Source organism: Stenotrophomonas sp. CFBP 13718, from assembly GCF_014842145.1.
GTDB lineage: Bacteria > Pseudomonadota > Gammaproteobacteria > Xanthomonadales > Xanthomonadaceae > Stenotrophomonas.
In genome coordinates this window covers 362,855-380,679 of sequence record NZ_JACYVC010000001.1, presented here as the reverse complement: position 1 = coordinate 380,679, position 17,825 = coordinate 362,855, and the positions used below count along the sequence as shown (strand labels likewise).

Below are 17,825 nucleotides of genomic sequence, written 5' to 3'. Positions count from 1 at the left end.
CGCGCTTATTGTGATTATCTGTACGTGGGGAGGTGAGTTCATTGCAACTCAGGGCTGGCTGGCCAACGCGAGAATGGTCAGATGCCTTTGCTGTTGGTCTGGAAGTAGGCCGCCAGATCACTGATGTTCAGCATCCCGCCGCCCCCGCTTCTCGCCATGAACATCAGTTCGAGCTTTTTATTTGCCAGTGCAACGTCCTGTGGATTACCTGACTCCTCGGCGGTAATCAGTTCAGCTCGCGCCTCACCGATAAAGCCACTGAGGTAGTCCTCCAATACCCAGGCTGCGGCTTCAAAGGGCGGGGTGGACTTGATTCTTCTGTCCTTTACCGAATAGAGAGCGTTCTGAAGTCGTTCGATATGCTCCGGGTAGTCCCTCAGCATTTCCCGGAGCTTCGCCGGAACGGGGGGATGGGGTTGAGACATGGTCGGCACCTATTCAGCGGTTTGACACGTTTTCATCAGTATCTGTTCTGGCAGGTACGAGCTCAATGCCACCCACCGCCGGCCAAACAGCGGAAGGAGTCCTCAGGCGCCTCCCCGATTGCGGTCGAAGTAGGCGCGCAGCTCACTCAGATTCGCTAGCCCTATGTTGCCCGACCTGGCAAATGACATCAGTTGTTCCTTTTCTTTAGCTCGTTCAATGGCTTGCTGATTGCCCGAAGCCTCAGCAGCGTCCAATTCAACGCGCGCTTCGCTCTTGAAGGAACTGAGATAGTCCTCCAATAGCCAGACTGCGGCCTCGAAGGGTGGCGTGGACTTGATTCGTCTATCCTTTACCGAATTGAGAGCCTTCTGCAGTTGTTCGATGTGATCCGGATAGTCCTTGAGCATTTCCCGGAGCTTCGCCGGAACGGGGGGATGTGGTTGAGACATGGTCGGCACCTATTCAGCGGTTTGACACGTTTCCATGAGTATCTGTGGTGGCAGTTACGAGTTCAATGCAATCCACGGCCAGCTGACTATCGCAAGGCGTCGTTAGACGCCTCTGAAATGGAGGTCGAAGTATTCCCCGAGGTCGTCGAGCTTGGCCATGCGACTATTGCTGGACCTAGCGAACGACATGAGTCGCTTTTTCTGATGGGCCTCAGCTATTGCCGCTAGGTTGCCCGACTTCTCCGCAGCCTCAAGCTCATCGCTTGCTTCCATGATGAACGCTTCGAGCGTTCCTTCCAGGGCCCAGATCGCATCATCGAGCGGCATGAACGGAATCTTGCGGGATCGCTCAACCGATCGATTTAGAACTTCCTGCAATCTCTCGATATGCCCGGGATAATCCTCGAACATTTCGCGGATCTCGGCCGGAACAGGAGGGGACCCAAAAGCCATGACTGTCGCCTTTTCAGCAGATCCATGCGGATTCGAGAGTATCCGCACATGCGTTGTGGGGTCCAATGTCATTCGCGACATTGGTTGGGTGGGTTGCCTGCCGCCTTGAGCGGGATTGGAGGCAAGGGGCGCGTCGAGGGACAGCATCCACGCGTGGCGCGGGATCTACTGAAGCTACACTGGCCACCGACGCCCCATGGAAGCTCGCCCATGTTCACTGGAAAAGTCGCGGTGGTCACCGGCTCCACCAGCGGTATCGGTCTTGGCATCGCCACGACGCTCGCGCAGCAAGGCGCGGACATCGTGCTGAATGGATTCGGTGATGTGCAGGAAATCGAAAGAATCCGTTCCAGCCTGGAGGCCGAGTTTGGCGTGCGGGTCACACATGATGGCGCCGACCTGTCCTGCGGCGAGGCAGTGCGGGAAATGATCGACCGTGCCGTCGAGAAAATGGGGCGCATCGACATCCTGGTGAACAATGCGGGCATCCAGCACACCGCGTCGATCGAGGAGTTTCCCGTCGAAAAGTGGGGTGCGGTCCTCGCACTGAATCTATCGGCGGTATTTCATGCAACAGCGGCGGCCTTGCCGTACATGAAGCAGCAGGGATCCGGTCGCATCATCAACATCGCGTCGGTGCATGGACTGGTTGCGTCAGTGAACAAGTCTGCTTATGTGGCAGCGAAGCATGGCGTTGTTGGATTTACCAAAGCGACGGCGCTGGAAACCGCGGACACAGGCATCACCGCCAATGCCATCTGTCCAGGTTGGGTGCGGACGGCGCTGGTCGAACAACAGATCACCGCATTGGCGGAGCGGGAGGGAGTGGATCAGGCGTCTGCCGCTCGCGCGCTGCTGGCCGAGAAGCAGCCAACGCTGCAGTTCGTGACGCCCGAGCAACTCGGCGCCATGGTGGTCTTCCTGGCCTCGGACGCCGCGGCGCAGATGACCGGCACGGCGCTGCCGGTGGATGGCGGCTGGACCGCCCGCTAGGCATTCCGATGACACGCTGAGCAGAAGCATCGTGGCGCGCGCGTGTGTGCGGGAATCACGGCGCAAGGCCGCCAACCATGGGGCGGCGTTACAGCAGCCCTCTGCGATTGGTTTGCGCCCGCCGAGGAGCATCGGCGCGCCCAGTTGCCGCCGACCAAGGCCGATGGTCGTGCAGCAGACCGAGCAGCAGTTCGTTCGCCGCCTCAGTCTCGCGTGAACCACCAGAACAGCAGTGCAAGCGCGCTGACCGTGGCGCCCAGCAGGCACACGCCGTGCCATCCGGCATGGGCATAAGTGATCGTGGCGCTGAGCGCACCAATCCCGCTGCCGACGGCGTAGAACAACATGTAGAGACCGACCAGGCGGCTGTGGGTTTCGAGTCGGTTACGGAAGATCAGGCTCTGGTTGGTCACATGCAGTGCTTGGCCCCCAAGGTCGAGCAGCACGATGCCGATCGCCAGTGCCCACAGCGACCAGCCCATCAACGATAACGGCCACCAAGCCAGCAGCATCAGCATCAGCGCTACGGCGCTGGTTCGCTGGCCCTGCCCGCGGTCGGCCCATTGACCGGCGCGTGCGGCGGCCAATGCACCGACCACTCCCACCAGCCCGAAAGCGCCGATGACGGTGTGAAAAAAACCATGGGGAGGCGCGCTCAACGGCAGCACCAGCGCGCTCCAGAAGATGTTGAATGCGGCGAACATCAGCAGCGCCAGAACGCCGCGCACTTGCAGCACCCGCTCCTGGCGCAGCAGCGTCGCCATGGATGCGAGCAGTCGTGGGTAGCTCATCGGATTCGGGGATGCGGGCAGGACCGGCAGTTGCCGCCATAGCGGCAGCGCGAGCGCGAGCATCAGCAGGGCTGCGCAGAAGTAGACGCCTCGCCAGCCCGCCAGATCGCTGACGCCGCCGGCGAACACGCGTGCAAGCAGCAGGCCGATGAACACACCGCCCTGCGCCGCGCCGACGACACGACCCTGCTCGTGCGGGGCGGCGGCACTCGCCGCATAGGCGATCAGCCCCTGCGTCATTGCCGTGCCCAGCAGACCCACCGCAAGCATGCCTGCCAGCAGGACAGGCGCGGACTGCGCCATGCCGACCACCACCAGCGCGACGACCAGCGCCAGAAGTTGCACGGTCATCAGGCGACGTCGGTCCATTCGGTCTCCCAGCGGGACCAGCAGCAGCAACGCGGCGGCACAGCCGACCTGCGTGGCCGTGATCACGCCACCGACCGCGGCATGGCTGATGCCGAAGTCCTGCGCCAAGGTGTCCAATAACGGTTGCGCGTAGTAGACATTGGCCACGCTCAGCCCGCTGGCCGCGGCGAACAGCCCCACCAGACTTCGGGGCAATGAGGTCGAAATGGAGGAGGCACTCATGATCCGGAACCCGCGCAATCTGGTTGCAAAAGAAGACTAGTTGAATGCTGGGGTACGTGGTTTTAAAATGCAACCACTCGCCGTCCGCTTGTTGGACCTTCAGGAGATGCCATGCCGCCGCGCAACGCCTTGAATGACGCGCCGTGTCCCGTTGCGCGCTCTGTGGACCTGATCGGGGATCGCTGGTCGCTCCTCGTGGTCCGCGACGCCTTCGATGGCCTGCGCCGCTTCGGTGACTTCCAGCGCAGCCTGGGCGTAGCGCGCAACATCCTCGCCGACCGGCTGCGCAAGCTGGTCGACGCCGGTGTGCTTGAAATGCAGGCCGCCTCTGACGGCACGTCCTATCAGGAATATGTGTTGACGGCGAAAGGCCAAAGCCTGTTCCCCATCGTCGTGGCGTTGCGGCAGTGGGGCGAACAGCATCTCTTCAAGCGTGGCGAGCGCCACTCGGTTCTTGTCGACAAGCGCAGCGGCAAGCCCATCCTGCGCATGGTGCCGCAGGCCCACGACGGCGCTGCGCTGCCGCCCGACGTTACGGAAGTGCGGAAGGTGCCGTAACGCGGGCTCCCTAGCTTGACCCCGTGGACAACGCGCAACGTTGCACCGGTTGGCGCTGAGGCGGGCACGAAGGGGCCTCGGCGCCGCCATCCGGACACCGCGCTGCACCTTATCTGATAGCAGCAAAGCCCCAGCCGACGCATGCTGCGCGACTTGGCGGGCGTCTGTGTCTGACAGGCTGCGACGATCAAGGGCATAGGCCCCACCAATCGACGGTCATGGGTGTTGGGTGTCGTAAATGACCCACACTTTGTCGTGGCTAGAGGTCGGAAGGCGACGTCCGGTGGCGTCTGAGGGCCATTTCGACACGCGTTTCTCGTGCGTCTGGGATAGTGCGGATTCAGACCAGTCCGATGGCGGATCGCTCATGACCCACGTGCCCATAGTCCATGTGACCGAGATGCTGGCGCATGCCTTCGGCATTCTTGCGAACACGGTGGTACCGCAACCCCACGCGCCTGACCGCGCCGTGGTGCGGTTCTCGATTACTGACCGTGACGGCGTCTGTTGGTTACTGGACGTGTCTGACGCACGGCAGCAGGCCGCAGGTCTGCCCGCAGAAGGCATCCAGTGCGTTGCCCGGCGCTGGGGGCGGTATTGGGCGGTGCTGCCGGCAGAGACGGCACGCGCGGCCGCTGCGCCGGGGGCGTTGGTGGCTGACCCTGTCAGTGCGGTGGCACGCCCTCGGCTGGCGCTGAACTGCCCCGATGGTCGCGCGCTGGAGCGGGTGGGGAGCTGGCTCACGCAGCCTGCGGGCCTGCCAGTGGCCACCGATATCCTGGGCCAGTGCTTCGTCGAGGCGTGGGCCCGCCATCGCGAGGGTATCGCCGCTGTACACGCCCGCGCGGAGGCAGTGCGCGATGCGCTGGAACACCCAGCGGCACGTGAGGTGGGCGAGGGGGAGAGGGCCGGGCTGTGGCCTATTGGCAGTGAGGCGTATCGGCACCAGCGCGTGTTGCGTCATCTGGTGGACAGCCAACACGTCCTGCTGGGACCGCAGGCTGCCGCGTTTCCGATGCCACAGCGTCGTGCCACGCTTCGTCGCCTGACGGCCCTGCTTGAAGCGGTGCAGGCCAGGGAGATGCTGCCTGACACGCTGTGGCGGGCGGGCTGAAGATACGTCGTTACCCCTTTTGGGGTTGCCGCCCGGCGGCCGGCACTACCAGTGGGTCAGCGACCGGTGCTTACTCGCCCGGCTTGGCCGCAGCGCTCACCGCTGCGCTTTTGGCACGCCGCGCCAGCACCGCCTCACGGTGTGCGATGTAGGCGTTGGAACCGAGGATGATCAGCGCGCCGATCACCGTCCAACGGTCCAGGGCTTCGCCGAACAGCAGCCACGCCATCACGCTTACCAGCGGCAACTGCATGAAGCTGATCGGGGTGAGTGCCGAGACTTCGCCCAGGCGCAACGCGCGCGTCCACAGCAGCTGCCCCAGCGTACCCAGTACACCGGTGAGCGCCAGCCACAGCCATGCGATGCCGGTCGGCCACACCCAGACGAACAGCGCCGGGATCAAGGACAAGGGCACCCAGAACACGTACGTGTAGAACACCACCGTATCGGCACTGTCCACGCGGGTGAGCTGCTTGATCTGGATCGCCACGATGGAACTGAGCACTGCCGCCGCCACGGCGACCAGACTGCCGGCACTGAAGCTGCCCGTGCCCGGACGCACGATCACCAGCACGCCGATGAAGCCGATCACCACCGCCGCCCAACGCCGCATGCGCACCGTTTCGCCCAGCCACAGCACCGCGGCGATGGTGACGAACAGCGGTGTCGAGTAGGACAGGGAAATCGCCTGCGCCATCGGCAGGTGGCCAAGTGCCCAGAAGGCACACAGCATCGAGGCCAGGCCGATCACGCTGCGCATGAAGTAACGTGGCAACTGCTGCGTCTTCAGCGGTGTGCGGCCCGGACGCATCAGCATCGGCAGCAAGGCGACCAGGCCGAAGGCATTGCGGAAGAACGCTACTTCCTGGGTCGGCACGTACGCGGTGGCGTAGCGGATGGCCAGCGCCATGAACCCGAACGACAGCGTGCTGCCGAGCATCAGCCACGCAGCGCGCAGCGGCGGCGCGCCGGTGGTGGACAGGGCAGGGGTCACCACTGTGCGCCGATCAGGCGCGGCTCCGGCTCAATGGCGACAGAGAACGTCTCCAACACGGAAGCCGAAATGCGACGCGCCAGCGCAAGCAGCTCCGCGCCGGTGGCAGTGCCATGGTTGACCAGCACCAGGGCGTGGCTCTCTGCCACGCCGGCGTCGCCCTCGCGGAAGCCCTTCCAACCGCAGTGCTCGATCATCCATGCAGCAGATACCTTGCGCTGGTCTTCGCGCTCGGCCGGGTATACCGGCAGGTCCGGGAAGGTCTGCTGCAGCACCTCCACCTGGTCCACCGTGAGGATCGGGTTCTTGAAGAAGCTGCCGGCGTTGCCGAGCGCGTTGGGGTCCGGCAGCTTGCGGCTGCGGATGGCGATCACCGCGTTGGCTACATCCACCGCGCTGGGCAGTTCAACACCCTGGGACTGCAGTTCTTCGGCAATACCTGCGTAGTCCATGCGCAGTTCGTGCAGCAGCGGCAGCCGCAGCTCGATGGCGGTGATCAGGTAACGCTCCGGTTGTTGCTTGAACACGCTGTCGCGGTAACCGAACGCGCACTGCTCGTTGTCCAGCCGCACCCAGTCGTTGGCCTCGCGGTCCCACGCTTCCACGGTCTGGATGAACTCACCTACCTGCACGCCGTAGGCGCCGATGTTCTGGATCGGCGATGCACCGCAGGTGCCGGGAATCAGCGCCAGGTTTTCCAGCCCGGACAGCCCGTGCTGCAACGACCACAGCACCAGCTTGTGCCAGTTCACCCCGGCGGCGGCGCGCACGATGGTGTGGTCGGCACGGTGCTCCAGGATCTCGATGCCCTGGTTGGCGAACACCAGCACGGTGGCGTCCACATCGCCGGCCAACAGCACATTGCTGCCACTGCCCAGCACCAGCAGTTCACCTGCGGTGACCTCGGGCAGCGCCAGCGCGTCGGGCAGCTGGGCCGAATCCTGGATCTCCAGCAGGCGGGCCGCATGGGCCTGCACATGGAACGTATTGAGGCCAAGCAGCGATGCGTTCTCAGTCATCGTCCAACCGGTCGCCACCATCACAGCCCTCCTACCGCGCCACGACTGGGCGCTTCGCGGCGGCGACGGATCGCCTCCACGCATTCCGATACCAACGCAGGGCCACGGAAAATCATCCCGCTGTAGACCTGCACAAGGGCAGCACCCGCTGCCATTTTCGCCACCGCATCGGCACCGGAGGTGATGCCGCCCACGCCGACCAGCGGCATGCTTTCCGGCAGGCGCGCACGCAGGCGGCGCAGTACCAGAGTGGACTGGTCCAGCAACGGCGCACCGGACAGCCCGCCGGCTTCGTTGGCCAGCGGATCCCCTACGATGGCGGTGCGGTCGATGGTGGTATTGGTTGCAATCACGCCGTCCACCTGCAGTTCGGCCAGCACCCGGGCGGCCGCGTCGATGTCGCGCTCGTTGAGGTCCGGGGCCACCTTGACCAGCATCGGCACGCGCTTGCCGTGCACGCTGGCCAGCTGTTCCTGGCGCTCGCGCAGGCCGGCGACCAGCTGCCGCAGCGCGTTCTCTTCCTGCAGTTCGCGCAGGCCGGCGGTGTTGGGCGAAGAAATATTCACCGTGATGTAGTCGGCCAGCGGATACACCTTGTCCAGGCACGCGATGTAATCATCCAGCGCGTTCTCGTTGGCGGTGTCCTTGTTCTTGCCGATGTTGATGCCCAGCACCCCGCGGCGGTCGCGTGCGCGCTCGACATTGCGCACCAGCGCGTCCACGCCGTCGTTGTTGAAGCCCATCCGGTTGATGATGGCGCTGTGCGCCGGCAGCCGGAACAAGCGCGGTTTGGCATTGCCGGCCTGCGGACGCGGGGTGATGGTGCCGATCTCCACCGAGCCGAAGCCCAGCGCGAACAGCGCATCGATGTGCGCGCCGTTCTTGTCCAGCCCCGCGGCCAAACCGACCGGATTGGGGAAGGTCAGGCCAAAGGCAGGGGTCGGCAGCGGGGCGATGCGCGGGGCGATCAGGGGCGTGGTGCCGATGCGGTAAGCCGCATCCAGCGCGGACAGGCCGAGGCCGTGGGCACGCTCGGCATCAAGCGAGAACAAGAAGGGACGGGCAAGCGAGTACATGGGCAGATCAGTCCAGCGTGCCGAGGAAGGCGCGGGTTTGGTATTCAAATGCCACCCGGCCATCAACGGCGTGGGTGTCGAACAGGGTACGCAGCGCGGCCAGCATGGCATCGTGCCCCGGCTGGCCGGCGGTGGGCGCATACGAGGACGACAACAGCCGCCCCTGCAGTGCGTCGAAATCGAGCATCTGCACATTGGGGAAGTGGCCGATCGCCTGCAGGCCGCCGCCGAACCACTCGCGCATCTGCTCGTCGGTCTGGTAACGCTCGGCCACGGCGCTGTAGTCGGTGCCGAAATCCAGCAGCAGCTGCTCGTAGCCGCGCAGGAACGGCGAGGCGTCGAGCAGGCGCGAATTCCAGAACACCAGTACGCGGCCGCCCGGTGCCAGGATGCGCTGCCACTCGGCGCGCACGGCCACGGTGTCGAACCAGTGGAAGGCCTGCGCGGCACTGACCAGGCCCACGCTGGCGTCGGCCAGCCCGGTCGCTTCAGCGGTGCCGTCGATGGCGCGGAAATTCGGGTATTCGGTGCCCAGCCAGGTCTCTGCGGCCGAGCGCATGGCGGCGTTGGGTTCCACTGCGATCAGCGGATGGCCGGCGGCCAGCAGCATCTGGCTGGAGATGCCGGTACCGGCGCCGATGTCAGCCACCAGCGCTTCATGCGGCACGCCCTGCTCGCTGTGCAGCCACTGCAGCAGGGCAGGCGGATAGCCGGGTCGGAAGCGGACGTAGTCGTCGACGCGGTTGGAAAAACGGGATGCGGATGCGGGGGTGCTCATGCCCACCTCATGAGTTCATGTGGGCCAACCAGGCCAGGCCGCCGAAGAACAGGATGAAGGCACCGACGGCCAACAGCGCGCCGATCACCATGACGTAGCCCAGGATCAGCCCGCCGATGGCCATGCCATCGCCGTCCAGTTCGTAGGGGCGGCGGCGGATATCGGCACGGGCCATGTGGCCGGTGATGATCGCCCCGATGCTGGCGATGAAGGGCAGCACAGTCCAACTGCAGATCCCCAGGACCAGGCTGGCCACGGCCAGTCCACTGGTTTGACGGTTAGGCACGCTCATGCGGGACCTCCTTGGTGGAGCGCCCATGATAGAGGTTGTGGGTCGACAAGCCCATGCCGCTGGCGGACAAAGCCCCCTGCTCAGCCCATCAGTACCTGGCCGCCATCGACGTTGAGTACGTGGCCGGTGATCCAGCGCGCCAGCGGCGAGCACAGGAAAAGGGCCGCGTTGGCGATCTCTGCGGGCTCGCCGAAGCGGCCGAACGGGATGCGGGCGAGGGTGCCGTGGTACAGCGCAGGATCTTCCACGCGACGGCGATCCCACAGGCCGTCTTCGAACTCGATCGAGCCCGGCGCAATGGCATTGACCCGGATGCGGTCTGCGGCCAGCGCCAGCGCCTGGCTGGTGGTGTAGTGGGAAAGCGCCGCCTTCGCGGCGGCATACGGTGCGCCGCCCGGGCGCGGCATCTGCGCGGCGATCGACGACAGGTTGAGGATGCAGGCGTCGGCCGATTCCCGCAGCCAAGGCAGGGCGAGGCGCGATGCCCGTACCGCCGCCATCAGGTCGACCTGCAGGCTGGCGGCCCACCCGTCTTCATCATCGGCCATACCGTAGCCGGTGGCATTGTTGACCAGCACATCGATGCCGCCGAGCGCGTCGGCGGCGTCCTGCAGCCAGTGGCCGATCTGCTCCAGGCGGGAAAGATCGGTTACGTGCGTGTGCAGCGGGGTGCCTTGGGCCACAGCGTCGGCCTGCAGGGCGTCGAGCCCGGCCTGGCCGCGTGCGCACACCGACACTGAGGCACCTGCAGCGGCGAAGGCCAGGGCCATGCAGCGGCCGATGCCCTTGCTGCCGCCGGCGATGACCACCCGGCGGCCGGTGAAATCAAGGCGAAGAGCATCCGACATGAAGCGGTTTCCCTGTAGCGCCGAGCCACGCTCGGCGGTGTGCCCGCCCGGTCGGGGATGCGCCGGATCGCGGCGTTGGGCAGGTAGTCGCCGAGCGGGGCTCGGCGCTACCCGGTTTTCCGGTTTCCGGTTACAGGTCGAACTTGATGCCCTGGGCCAGCGGCAGCGAATCCGAATAGTTGATGGTGTTGGTCTGGCGGCGCATGTACACCTTCCAGGCATCCGATCCGGATTCACGTCCACCACCGGTATCTTTCTCGCCACCGAAGGCGCCGCCGATTTCCGCACCGGACGTGCCGATGTTGATGTTGGCGATGCCGCAGTCGCTGCCGGCTGCCGACAGGAAGCGCTCGGCGGTCTTCAGGTTGGTGGTGAAGATCGACGAGGACAGGCCCTGCGGCACGCCGTTCTGCATGTCGATCGCTTCGTCCAGCGTGCTGTACTTCATCACGTACAGGATCGGGGCGAAGGTCTCGTGCTGGACGACCTCGTCGCTGTTCTTCAGGCCGGTGACAATGGCCGGCAGTACGAAATTGCCGGCACGATCGATGCGCGTGCCGCCGGTCTGCACGGTGCCGCCGCTGGCCTTGGCCTTCTCGATCGAGTCCAGGAACTGCTGCACGGCGCCGTCGCTGTTGAGCGGGCCCATCAGGTTGGCCGGGTCGGTCGGATCGCCGATCTTGCCTTCCACCTGCTTGTACGCCTTGATCAGCGTGGCCAGCACGTCGTCATGGATGGATTCGTGCACGATCAACCGGCGCGTGGTGGTGCAGCGCTGGCCGGCGGTGCCGACCGCACCGAACACGATGCCCGGGATGGCCAGCTTCAGGTCGGCGGTTTCGTCCAGGATGATCGCGTTGTTGCCGCCCAGCTCCAGCAGGCAGCGGCCCAGGCGATGAGCGACCTTCTCGGCGACCGTACGGCCGACCTGGGTCGAACCGGTGAAGCTGATCAGCGGCACGCGCTTGTCGGCCACCATCTTCTGCGACAGCTCGGTGCCGGCATCGTTGATCAGGAAGAACAGGTCCGGGAACCCGCCCTCGCGCAGCGCTTCGTTGCAGATGCGCATGGAGGCGATGGCCGTCAGCGGGGTCTTGTTGGACGGCTTCCACAGGCAGATATCGCCGCAGATGGTGGCCAGAAACGAATTCCACGCCCACACCGCAACCGGGAAGTTGAACGCGCTGATGATGCCCACCAGGCCCAGCGGCTGGTACTGCTCGTACATCCGGTGGCCCGGACGCTCGGAGTGCATCGTGTAGCCATAGAGCATGCGGCTCTGGCCCACGGCGAAATCGGCGATGTCGATCATCTCCTGGACTTCGCCGTCGCCTTCCGGCTTGCTCTTGCCCATTTCCAGGGCGACCAGCGAACCCAGCGCGTCCTTGTTGGCGCGCAGCGCTTCGCCGCACAGGCGCACGGCTTCGCCACGGCGCGGTGCCGGGGTGGTGCGCCATACCTTGAAGGCTTCCTGCGCGCGGGCCACGATGGTTTCGTAGTCGGCGTCGGTGGTGGCATGGACCTGGGCGATGGCTTCGCCCGTGGTCGGGTTCACCGGGGTGATCACACCGGCGTCGGTGGCCGTGGACCACTCCCCGTTGCCCAGGTACGTACCCGCGTTGATCGCATCCAGGCCCAAGGCCTTGAGCAGCTCGGAAGACATGCAGACTCCTGTTTCATCATGTTGTTCTGGTGCCGCCGCGGCACGGGATGCCGGCGGCGAGCTAAGCCGATGATGGTAGCAGAGGGGCCGGCAGGGGCATGGTGCGGTGCGGTGGGGGGGCGTGTCTCGGTAGCGCCGAGCCATGCTCGGCGGGGCCTGTCGGCGCACGACGGTGCTGATGCGCTTGCCGCTGCGCTCGCCGAGCGAGGCTCGGCGCTATCCGTTGTGGGCTTGTTTGGACCAGTCCGGCTGATCCCGGTGCCAGCGCCAGGCGCTTTCGATGATCGGCCCCAGTTCCGTCCAGCGCGGCACCCACCCCAGTTGCTCGCGGGCCTTCTGGCTGGAGGCCACCAGGATCGCAGGATCACCTGCGCGGCGGGGGGCCACCTCGAAAGGTACCGGCGCGCCCGCGACCGCTGCTGCCGTGGCGATGACATCCCGGACGGAGAATCCTCGGCCATTGCCCAGGTTGAACGCATGCGCCCCCGGTCGGCTCTCCATGAAATCCAGGGCCAACGCGTGTGCCTGCGCCAGGTCCTGCACGTGCACGTAATCGCGCACGCAGGTGCCATCGGGCGTGGCGTAGTCGTCACCGAAGATCTTCAGTGCTGGCGCGGTGCCCAGTGCAGCGCGCAGGACATTCGGGATCAGGTGGGTTTCACAGGCGTGAGCCTCGCCGATGCCGTGTTCGGGCAACGCGCCGGCGGCATTGAAATAGCGCAGCGTTACCGAACGCAGGCCGTAGGCGTGCGCTGCATCGGCCAGGATGCGCTCGGCCATGAGCTTGCTGGCCCCGTAGGGGTTGATCGGTGCTTTGGGATGGTCTTCATCGATCAGCTCCGACACGGGGTTGCCGAACACCGCCGCTGTGGACGAGAACACGATGCGATCCACGGCGTGGCGGCGCATGGTCTCGAGCAGGTTCAAGGTGCCGGAAACGTTGTTGGCGTAATAGGCGTAGGGCTGGATGAAGGATTCGCCTACCAGTGAACGAGCGCAGAAGTGGATGACGGCATCGACACGTCGGCCGGTGAACGCTTCCTCCAATGACGCCGGATCCATCAGATCGGCATGGATGAACTCGCCCCAGCGGACCGCACCGCGGTGGCCGGTGGACAGGTTGTCGAGGACGCTGACCTGATGGCCGTTGTCGTGGAGCCATTGCGCCATATGGCTGCCGATGTACCCGGCGCCGCCGCAGATGAGGATGTTCTTCATGAGGTCTCAGGTGAAAAGGGGCGTCTCAGGCTCTTTTGGCGGCGGTATGTGGTGCGCTGCGGCGAAATGCTAAACGCAAGATGTGTCGAGGTGTTCGATCACATTGAAGGGCGGTAAGTCCAAGTGCGTCAAAAGATTGGCGTTTTTCGCCATTGTACTAGCGACCTGTGAAGCAGTTCACTCTTTAATAGTGCAGGGGTAAGCGCAATCTCTGGTACATTTACGTCATAAATCAACGCGTTTCACCCATTGTGTGTAGACAAATGCGCTGCTAGGGGAGGCCAGCGCACTAGAGAGAAGGTGCCGGGTGATGCGTAGTAGAGGAGAAGTCGAGGTGCTACAGGGATCTGTAGAAGACCTGCCAAAACCGCAGGCGATCAGCCGCGGTCGGCGTGTAGAGGCGCGTGCCGCGCTGGAATTGGGGCTGCGGCTTGCAGATCTTCTGGTCATCCCGGGCGCTGCCATCGTCAGCCATCTGGTGCGTAACGGCGGCGTCGCGCCTTCGCAGCCACAGCGCATCGTGTTTGGCGCGTTGCTGCTCAGTACGGTGATCTGTTTCGGCATCGCCCCGGTCTATCGTAATTGGCGTGCGCGCGGCCTTCTGGCCGATCTGTGGGTGGTGCTTCTGGCGTGGACGGCCTCCTTTGGCCTGTTCTCCACCTATGCCGTGCTGGTGGATATGGCGGATGCGGTGCCGACGTTCTGGTTGGTGGGCTGGTATGCGCTTGGGCTGCTGGGCATGACGGCCACACGGGTCTGTCTGCGTGTGCAGTTGCACCGCCTGCGGTCAAAGGGGCTGGATCGGCAGCGGGTGGTCCTGGTGGGCCTGCGTGCGCCCTCGCTCAAATTGCATCGCCTGCTGCGCGGTAAGCCGGAGCTGGGCAAGGAAGTGATCGGCTACTTCTCCAGCCCGGGCGACATCGTGCGGCCAGGCCGTACCGACGGTCCGCGCTGCCTGGGCACCATTGATGACCTTCCGCAGTACATGGACCTGCACCGTGGTGAGTTCGACCAACTGTGGGTGTCGCTGCAGATGGGTAGCGGCCCGCAGATCAAGGAAATGCTGAAGAAGATCGAGCGCTACCCGGTACCGGTGCGGATCATTCCGGATATCAGTGGCTACGGCACGCTCAATCCAGGCGTGCACCTGGTCGGCAACGTGCCGATGATCGGTGTGCGCCAAGGCTTGCCGGACCAGCATTTCAGGCTGGTGAAGCGTATCGAAGACATTCTGGTGGCCGGCATCGCGCTGGTCCTGCTTGCGCCGCTGTTGGCTGTGTTGGCCGTGGGCGTGAAGATCAGCTCGCCCGGGCCCGTGCTGTTCAAGCAGCGCCGTCATGGCTTGGGCGGGAAAGAGTTCTTGATGCTGAAGTTCCGCTCCATGCGCGTGCATGCTGAAACGCCGGACAAGATCACCCAGGCAACGCGCAACGATCCGCGCATCACCCGGTTTGGCGCGTTCCTGCGCCGCTCCAGCCTGGACGAACTGCCGCAGTTCCTGAACGTGTTGGGCGGCAGCATGTCGGTGGTGGGTCCGCGTCCGCACGCGATCCAGCACAACAATCACTATGAGAAGGTGATCGAGCGTTACATGCACCGTCACTACGTCAAGCCGGGCATCACCGGATGGGCACAGGTGCATGGGCTTCGCGGCGAGACGCCCGAGCTGCGCTCGATGAAGAAGCGCGTTCAATACGATATCGACTACATCCGACGTTGGAGTCCGACGCTGGATGTGCGGATCATCGCGATGACGGCGTTCAAGGTGCTCGGACAGAAGTCAGCATACTGATGTCGTAGCCGACGCTGCGGTACGCTGTGCAGTGGCTGCGATCAGTGCGTGGCATGAATTGGTAAATACAGGACAGATGCGTGTTCAAGAACGTTCTTTTCGTCTGCGTCGGTAACATCTGCCGCAGTCCCTCCGCAGAGTTCATGCTGCGCGAACTGGTTGCGGGCAAAGGCATCCAGGTATCTTCGGCGGGGCTTGGTGCCTTGGTTGACCATGGCGTGGACCCCACCGCTCAGGCGTTGCTGATGGAACACGGTCTGGATGGAAGTGGCCATCGTGGCCGCCAGATCAGTGGCAGCATTCTCGGCCAGGCCGACCTGGTGCTGACCATGGAGCGCAAACACGTGCGCCGCATCACCGAGATCGCACCGGAAGCTTCGGGAAAGACCTTCCTGCTTGGCAAGTGGCAGCAGGATCGTGAGATTCCCGATCCCTACCGTCAGCAGCGCGCTGCCTTCGAGCACGTCTATGCGCTGATGAGTGAAGGCGTGAACAGCTGGTCGCGGCACCTGTGACCTGAGTTGCCGATCCCGGCTCCCGCCGAGGATGCCTCGGCGAGATCCCGCGCGCCGTCAATCGGCGATGGATTTCAGGTTGTCGTAGAAGAATCGCTCATCCCGCTCGCCCGTCACGTTGTACAGGGAGTACTTGCGCGCGAGCATCGCACCGCCGTCGCGGATCAGCGGATTCCAGTTGATGGTGGCGCGGGCACGGGTGGAGCGAGGCAGGATGTTGTCGAACGGGATGCTGAAGTAGATCCCCTTGTCGAAACTGCCTTCGCCGAAATCAGCTGCCGACACATCCGTCTTGGTCGCATAGGCGCCCATGGTCACGCCGTTGTCGAACACCCGTGCGATGTTCACCGTGGCACCGTAGTCACCCGCCAGGTAACGCCCCATCGACAACGAACCGACGATGCGCTCCTTGGCGTCGAAGGCGTAATGCAGCGTGGCGTGTCCGGTGGTCATGCGGTAGTCCCGCAGGCCCCAATGCTGGTCGTAGTCGCGCTGCTGCACCCGGTTGATGTTCGCGCTGACCGCCCACGGCTGGCCCATGGGGCGGTAAAGCAGCTCGCCGCCAACACCGGCGTACATCCATTCCAGGTAGCCTGCATAGGCCATGCCGTACAGATCACGTCCGAGCCTGCGCGCGGCGGTCAGCTGCAGGTTGGGGAGCGTCACGTCATTGTCGATCATGTAGCGTCGCAGGTCGGTACGCACCCGCGGCAGCCTGCTCGGTGCGTTGTACTTGAACTTGTCATAGTTGTTCAGCAGGTCTGCACTCACGGTGCCGGTCAACCAGACATCAGGCCGGAAGAAGACGCTGCCTGAATAATTGGCGGCAACCTGGTACAGGATGAAGCCATCCGGCCCGCCCAGGTTCTGTTTGTAGCCGAAGCTGAAACCACCGCCAAACGGGGAGTTGCGCGGGCGGTACAGCACATCGCGGGACACGTCTGCGGGCACGCCGATTTCGGTGCTCCGACGCAGAACATCCGCGCTGACCGTGCCGTCCAGATAGCCGGCAAGCGCTTGACGGTTGACGGTCATGTCGACGATGGGCATGCCCAGGCGGGTGGTCCGCAGCGTGTACCACTCGTAGTCGTCGCCCAGCGCGCTGGATAGCACCCGGCCGGATCGACCCAGCCCCTTGGCCGGACTGAGGTATCGCGTCTGGTAACCGCTGACAAACAGCTCGCTGCCTCGGCGTGAGATTTCCTCGACGCGGAACCCTGCGCTGCTGCGCAGGGCGGAGGCCACAGCGGTCCAGTCGGTGTCACGGTCGCCTGCCGTGGCGGGGGCCGTGTTGGACGGGGAGGGCAGCGTGGACCCGGAAGGGGGTGCCGCGACGTTGCTGTCGCTGCCACGCAGGCCGACAGGTGGCGGATCGAAGGGCTTCGCGGCGGCAGCGGCCTGGCCCGGGTTTCCGCGCAGCGTCAGCGAGAACATCGCCGCGTCACCGCGCTCCCATGCTGCCGTGAGTTCAACGTTGCGATTGGGGACGTAGACCAAGCCCACGTTCACCGGCGTACGCTGGGTCAGGTTGTTGAGGCGGGGCTCGCGTTTGTAGTCGTTGCCATCGTACTCAACCTTGAGCAGCAGCTCATCCCACGGCGTCTGGTAGGTCAGGCCACCGAAGATGCCCACCGGTCCACGGAACATGTTGCTCACGCCGAACTTGCCGGCCTGTGCGATGGCGCTGTTCGCGATCGGGCGTCGGTCCTTGAAGCGGTCATCGATCGCGCCGAGCGGGTTGGAGAAATCACCCCGGTTTCCGATATAGCCTGTGGCCAGGCCGAGCGAGACGTCCAAGGGCCCGACATTCTTGCTGGCCACGAGATACTCGCTGGAAAAGAAGCCCGTGCCGCCGATATCGCGTACGCCAAACGACACATCCGGGGTCCATCGTGTTTCCTGCCACAGCCGCAGCTTGAAATCGATCGACTTGTCCTTGTAGTTCTGATCGCCGGCAATGTTGGGGCCGTAGCGGATGTTGGACACGTTGATGTAGCGGAACGTGCCTTCCAGCCACGGAAACGGCTGCATCGTCACGTTGTAGCGGCTGTAGGGCGAGTTGTGCGAAGCAGTGAACGCCATGTCGCCATCGGCTGCCATGCGCGCGGTAGGTGTCTGCAGCAGGCCGACGCCCCCCCATTCGCTTGCGGTTGGCGGCGGTGCCTGCTGCGCATGCAGCGCGGTGGACAAGGACAGGGCAAGCACCGTCAGCGAAAGGGCGGCGGGGCGCAGGGCGTTCGAACGGCTCAAGGTGC

18 protein-coding genes are annotated in these 17,825 nt (G+C 64.5%); 5 read left to right on the top strand and 13 right to left on the bottom strand.

Annotation, left to right across the window (positions count from 1 at the left end; translation table 11 throughout):
• Positions 1–77 precede the first annotated feature (77 nt).
• From IFT58_RS01640 to IFT58_RS18720, 3 genes are all read right to left on the bottom strand, one after another.
• Positions 78–425, bottom strand: a complete 348-nt coding sequence (locus tag IFT58_RS01640) for a hypothetical protein (protein WP_249405046.1) — start codon at positions 423–425, stop codon at positions 78–80.
• Positions 426–527: 102 nt separating this feature from the next.
• Positions 528–833, bottom strand: coding sequence for a hypothetical protein (locus IFT58_RS01635; RefSeq protein ID WP_192080695.1), 306 nt, complete (start codon positions 831–833; stop codon positions 528–530).
• A gap of 144 nt (positions 834–977) precedes the next feature.
• The gene (locus IFT58_RS18720) at positions 978–1,475 is read right to left on the bottom strand and encodes a hypothetical protein (protein WP_249405559.1); all 498 of its coding nucleotides are present in this window, start codon (positions 1,473–1,475) and stop codon (positions 978–980) included.
• Between the two features lie 63 nt (positions 1,476–1,538).
• Here IFT58_RS18720 and IFT58_RS01625 point away from each other — a divergent pair, with 63 nt between their 5' ends.
• Complete coding sequence (locus tag IFT58_RS01625) at positions 1,539–2,321, top strand: 3-hydroxybutyrate dehydrogenase (RefSeq protein ID WP_192093742.1); 783 nt, start codon at positions 1,539–1,541, stop codon at positions 2,319–2,321.
• Positions 2,322–2,524: 203 nt separating this feature from the next.
• On the opposite strand, the gene IFT58_RS01620 is transcribed toward IFT58_RS01625, so the two are convergent.
• On the bottom strand, positions 2,525–3,703 hold the full coding sequence (locus IFT58_RS01620; protein ID WP_192093741.1) for an MFS transporter: 1,179 nt from the start codon (positions 3,701–3,703) through the stop codon (positions 2,525–2,527).
• Positions 3,704–3,814: 111 nt separating this feature from the next.
• Between IFT58_RS01620 and IFT58_RS01615 the strand changes: the two genes are divergently transcribed.
• Together IFT58_RS01615 and IFT58_RS01610 are read left to right on the top strand one after the other, a co-directional pair.
• Positions 3,815–4,261: a helix-turn-helix domain-containing protein gene (locus IFT58_RS01615; protein WP_188324247.1), complete on the top strand. Its 447-nt coding sequence runs from the start codon at positions 3,815–3,817 to the stop codon at positions 4,259–4,261.
• A 367-nt stretch (positions 4,262–4,628) separates the two neighbouring features.
• On the top strand, positions 4,629–5,375 hold the full coding sequence (locus IFT58_RS01610) for a hypothetical protein (RefSeq protein ID WP_192093740.1): 747 nt from the start codon (positions 4,629–4,631) through the stop codon (positions 5,373–5,375).
• Between the two features lie 70 nt (positions 5,376–5,445).
• Here IFT58_RS01610 and IFT58_RS01605 read toward each other — a convergent pair whose 3' ends face one another.
• The 8 genes from IFT58_RS01605 to galE form a co-directional block, all read right to left on the bottom strand.
• A complete protein-coding gene (locus IFT58_RS01605) occupies positions 5,446–6,315 on the bottom strand; it encodes a DMT family transporter (RefSeq protein ID WP_192080748.1) in 870 nt (289 codons plus the stop codon).
• A 50-nt stretch (positions 6,316–6,365) separates the two neighbouring features.
• Positions 6,366–7,409, bottom strand: a complete 1,044-nt coding sequence (gene murB / locus IFT58_RS01600; RefSeq protein ID WP_192093739.1) for a UDP-N-acetylmuramate dehydrogenase — start codon at positions 7,407–7,409, stop codon at positions 6,366–6,368.
• Positions 7,409–8,464, bottom strand: a complete 1,056-nt coding sequence (locus IFT58_RS01595) for a quinone-dependent dihydroorotate dehydrogenase (protein WP_192080701.1) — start codon at positions 8,462–8,464, stop codon at positions 7,409–7,411. Before IFT58_RS01595 ends, murB begins: the two co-directional genes overlap by 1 nt.
• A 7-nt stretch (positions 8,465–8,471) precedes the next feature.
• Positions 8,472–9,242 (bottom strand): class I SAM-dependent methyltransferase, encoded by a 771-nt coding sequence (locus IFT58_RS01590; protein ID WP_192080702.1) that lies wholly within the window; start codon positions 9,240–9,242, stop codon positions 8,472–8,474.
• Between the two features lie 7 nt (positions 9,243–9,249).
• A complete protein-coding gene (locus IFT58_RS01585) occupies positions 9,250–9,534 on the bottom strand; it encodes a DUF4190 domain-containing protein (RefSeq protein WP_188324242.1) in 285 nt (94 codons plus the stop codon).
• Positions 9,535–9,614: 80 nt separating this feature from the next.
• Complete coding sequence (locus IFT58_RS01580) at positions 9,615–10,382, bottom strand: SDR family oxidoreductase (RefSeq protein WP_192080703.1); 768 nt, start codon at positions 10,380–10,382, stop codon at positions 9,615–9,617.
• A gap of 130 nt (positions 10,383–10,512) precedes the next feature.
• Positions 10,513–12,045, bottom strand: a complete 1,533-nt coding sequence (locus tag IFT58_RS01575) for an aldehyde dehydrogenase family protein (RefSeq protein WP_192080704.1) — start codon at positions 12,043–12,045, stop codon at positions 10,513–10,515.
• Between the two features lie 216 nt (positions 12,046–12,261).
• Positions 12,262–13,263, bottom strand: coding sequence for a UDP-glucose 4-epimerase GalE (gene galE, locus IFT58_RS01570; protein WP_192080705.1), 1,002 nt, complete (start codon positions 13,261–13,263; stop codon positions 12,262–12,264).
• A gap of 310 nt (positions 13,264–13,573) precedes the next feature.
• Between galE and IFT58_RS01565 the strand changes: the two genes are divergently transcribed.
• Both IFT58_RS01565 and IFT58_RS01560 read left to right on the top strand, forming a co-directional pair.
• The gene (locus tag IFT58_RS01565; RefSeq protein WP_192093738.1) at positions 13,574–15,055 is read left to right on the top strand and encodes an undecaprenyl-phosphate glucose phosphotransferase; all 1,482 of its coding nucleotides are present in this window, start codon (positions 13,574–13,576) and stop codon (positions 15,053–15,055) included.
• Positions 15,056–15,135: 80 nt separating this feature from the next.
• On the top strand, positions 15,136–15,570 hold the full coding sequence (locus IFT58_RS01560; RefSeq protein WP_192093737.1) for a low molecular weight phosphotyrosine protein phosphatase: 435 nt from the start codon (positions 15,136–15,138) through the stop codon (positions 15,568–15,570).
• A gap of 57 nt (positions 15,571–15,627) precedes the next feature.
• Here IFT58_RS01560 and IFT58_RS01555 read toward each other — a convergent pair whose 3' ends face one another.
• On the bottom strand, positions 15,628–17,820 hold the full coding sequence (locus IFT58_RS01555; RefSeq protein WP_342029519.1) for a YjbH domain-containing protein: 2,193 nt from the start codon (positions 17,818–17,820) through the stop codon (positions 15,628–15,630).
• Between the last annotated feature and the right edge of the window lie 5 nt (positions 17,821–17,825).

Coding starts and splice junctions, on each gene's coding strand:
- IFT58_RS01625 (WP_192093742.1), top strand. CDS start 1,539: ATGTTCACTGGAAAAGTCGCGGTGGTCACCGGCTCCACCAGCGGTATC.
- IFT58_RS01580 (WP_192080703.1), bottom strand. CDS start 10,382: ATGTCGGATGCTCTTCGCCTTGATTTCACCGGCCGCCGGGTGGTCATC.
- murB (WP_192093739.1), bottom strand. CDS start 7,409: ATGGTGGCGACCGGTTGGACGATGACTGAGAACGCATCGCTGCTTGGC.
- IFT58_RS01610 (WP_192093740.1), top strand. CDS start 4,629: ATGACCCACGTGCCCATAGTCCATGTGACCGAGATGCTGGCGCATGCC.
- IFT58_RS01640 (WP_249405046.1), bottom strand. CDS start 425: ATGTCTCAACCCCATCCCCCCGTTCCGGCGAAGCTCCGGGAAATGCTG.
- IFT58_RS01615 (WP_188324247.1), top strand. CDS start 3,815: ATGCCGCCGCGCAACGCCTTGAATGACGCGCCGTGTCCCGTTGCGCGC.
- IFT58_RS01595 (WP_192080701.1), bottom strand. CDS start 8,464: ATGTACTCGCTTGCCCGTCCCTTCTTGTTCTCGCTTGATGCCGAGCGT.
- IFT58_RS01565 (WP_192093738.1), top strand. CDS start 13,574: ATGCGTAGTAGAGGAGAAGTCGAGGTGCTACAGGGATCTGTAGAAGAC.
- IFT58_RS01605 (WP_192080748.1), bottom strand. CDS start 6,315: ATGCTCGGCAGCACGCTGTCGTTCGGGTTCATGGCGCTGGCCATCCGC.
- IFT58_RS01635 (WP_192080695.1), bottom strand. CDS start 833: ATGCTCAAGGACTATCCGGATCACATCGAACAACTGCAGAAGGCTCTC.
- IFT58_RS01585 (WP_188324242.1), bottom strand. CDS start 9,534: ATGAGCGTGCCTAACCGTCAAACCAGTGGACTGGCCGTGGCCAGCCTG.
- galE (WP_192080705.1), bottom strand. CDS start 13,263: ATGAAGAACATCCTCATCTGCGGCGGCGCCGGGTACATCGGCAGCCAT.
- IFT58_RS18720 (WP_249405559.1), bottom strand. CDS start 1,475: ATGCTGTCCCTCGACGCGCCCCTTGCCTCCAATCCCGCTCAAGGCGGC.
- IFT58_RS01575 (WP_192080704.1), bottom strand. CDS start 12,045: ATGTCTTCCGAGCTGCTCAAGGCCTTGGGCCTGGATGCGATCAACGCG.
- IFT58_RS01620 (WP_192093741.1), bottom strand. CDS start 3,703: ATGAGTGCCTCCTCCATTTCGACCTCATTGCCCCGAAGTCTGGTGGGG.
- IFT58_RS01590 (WP_192080702.1), bottom strand. CDS start 9,242: ATGAGCACCCCCGCATCCGCATCCCGTTTTTCCAACCGCGTCGACGAC.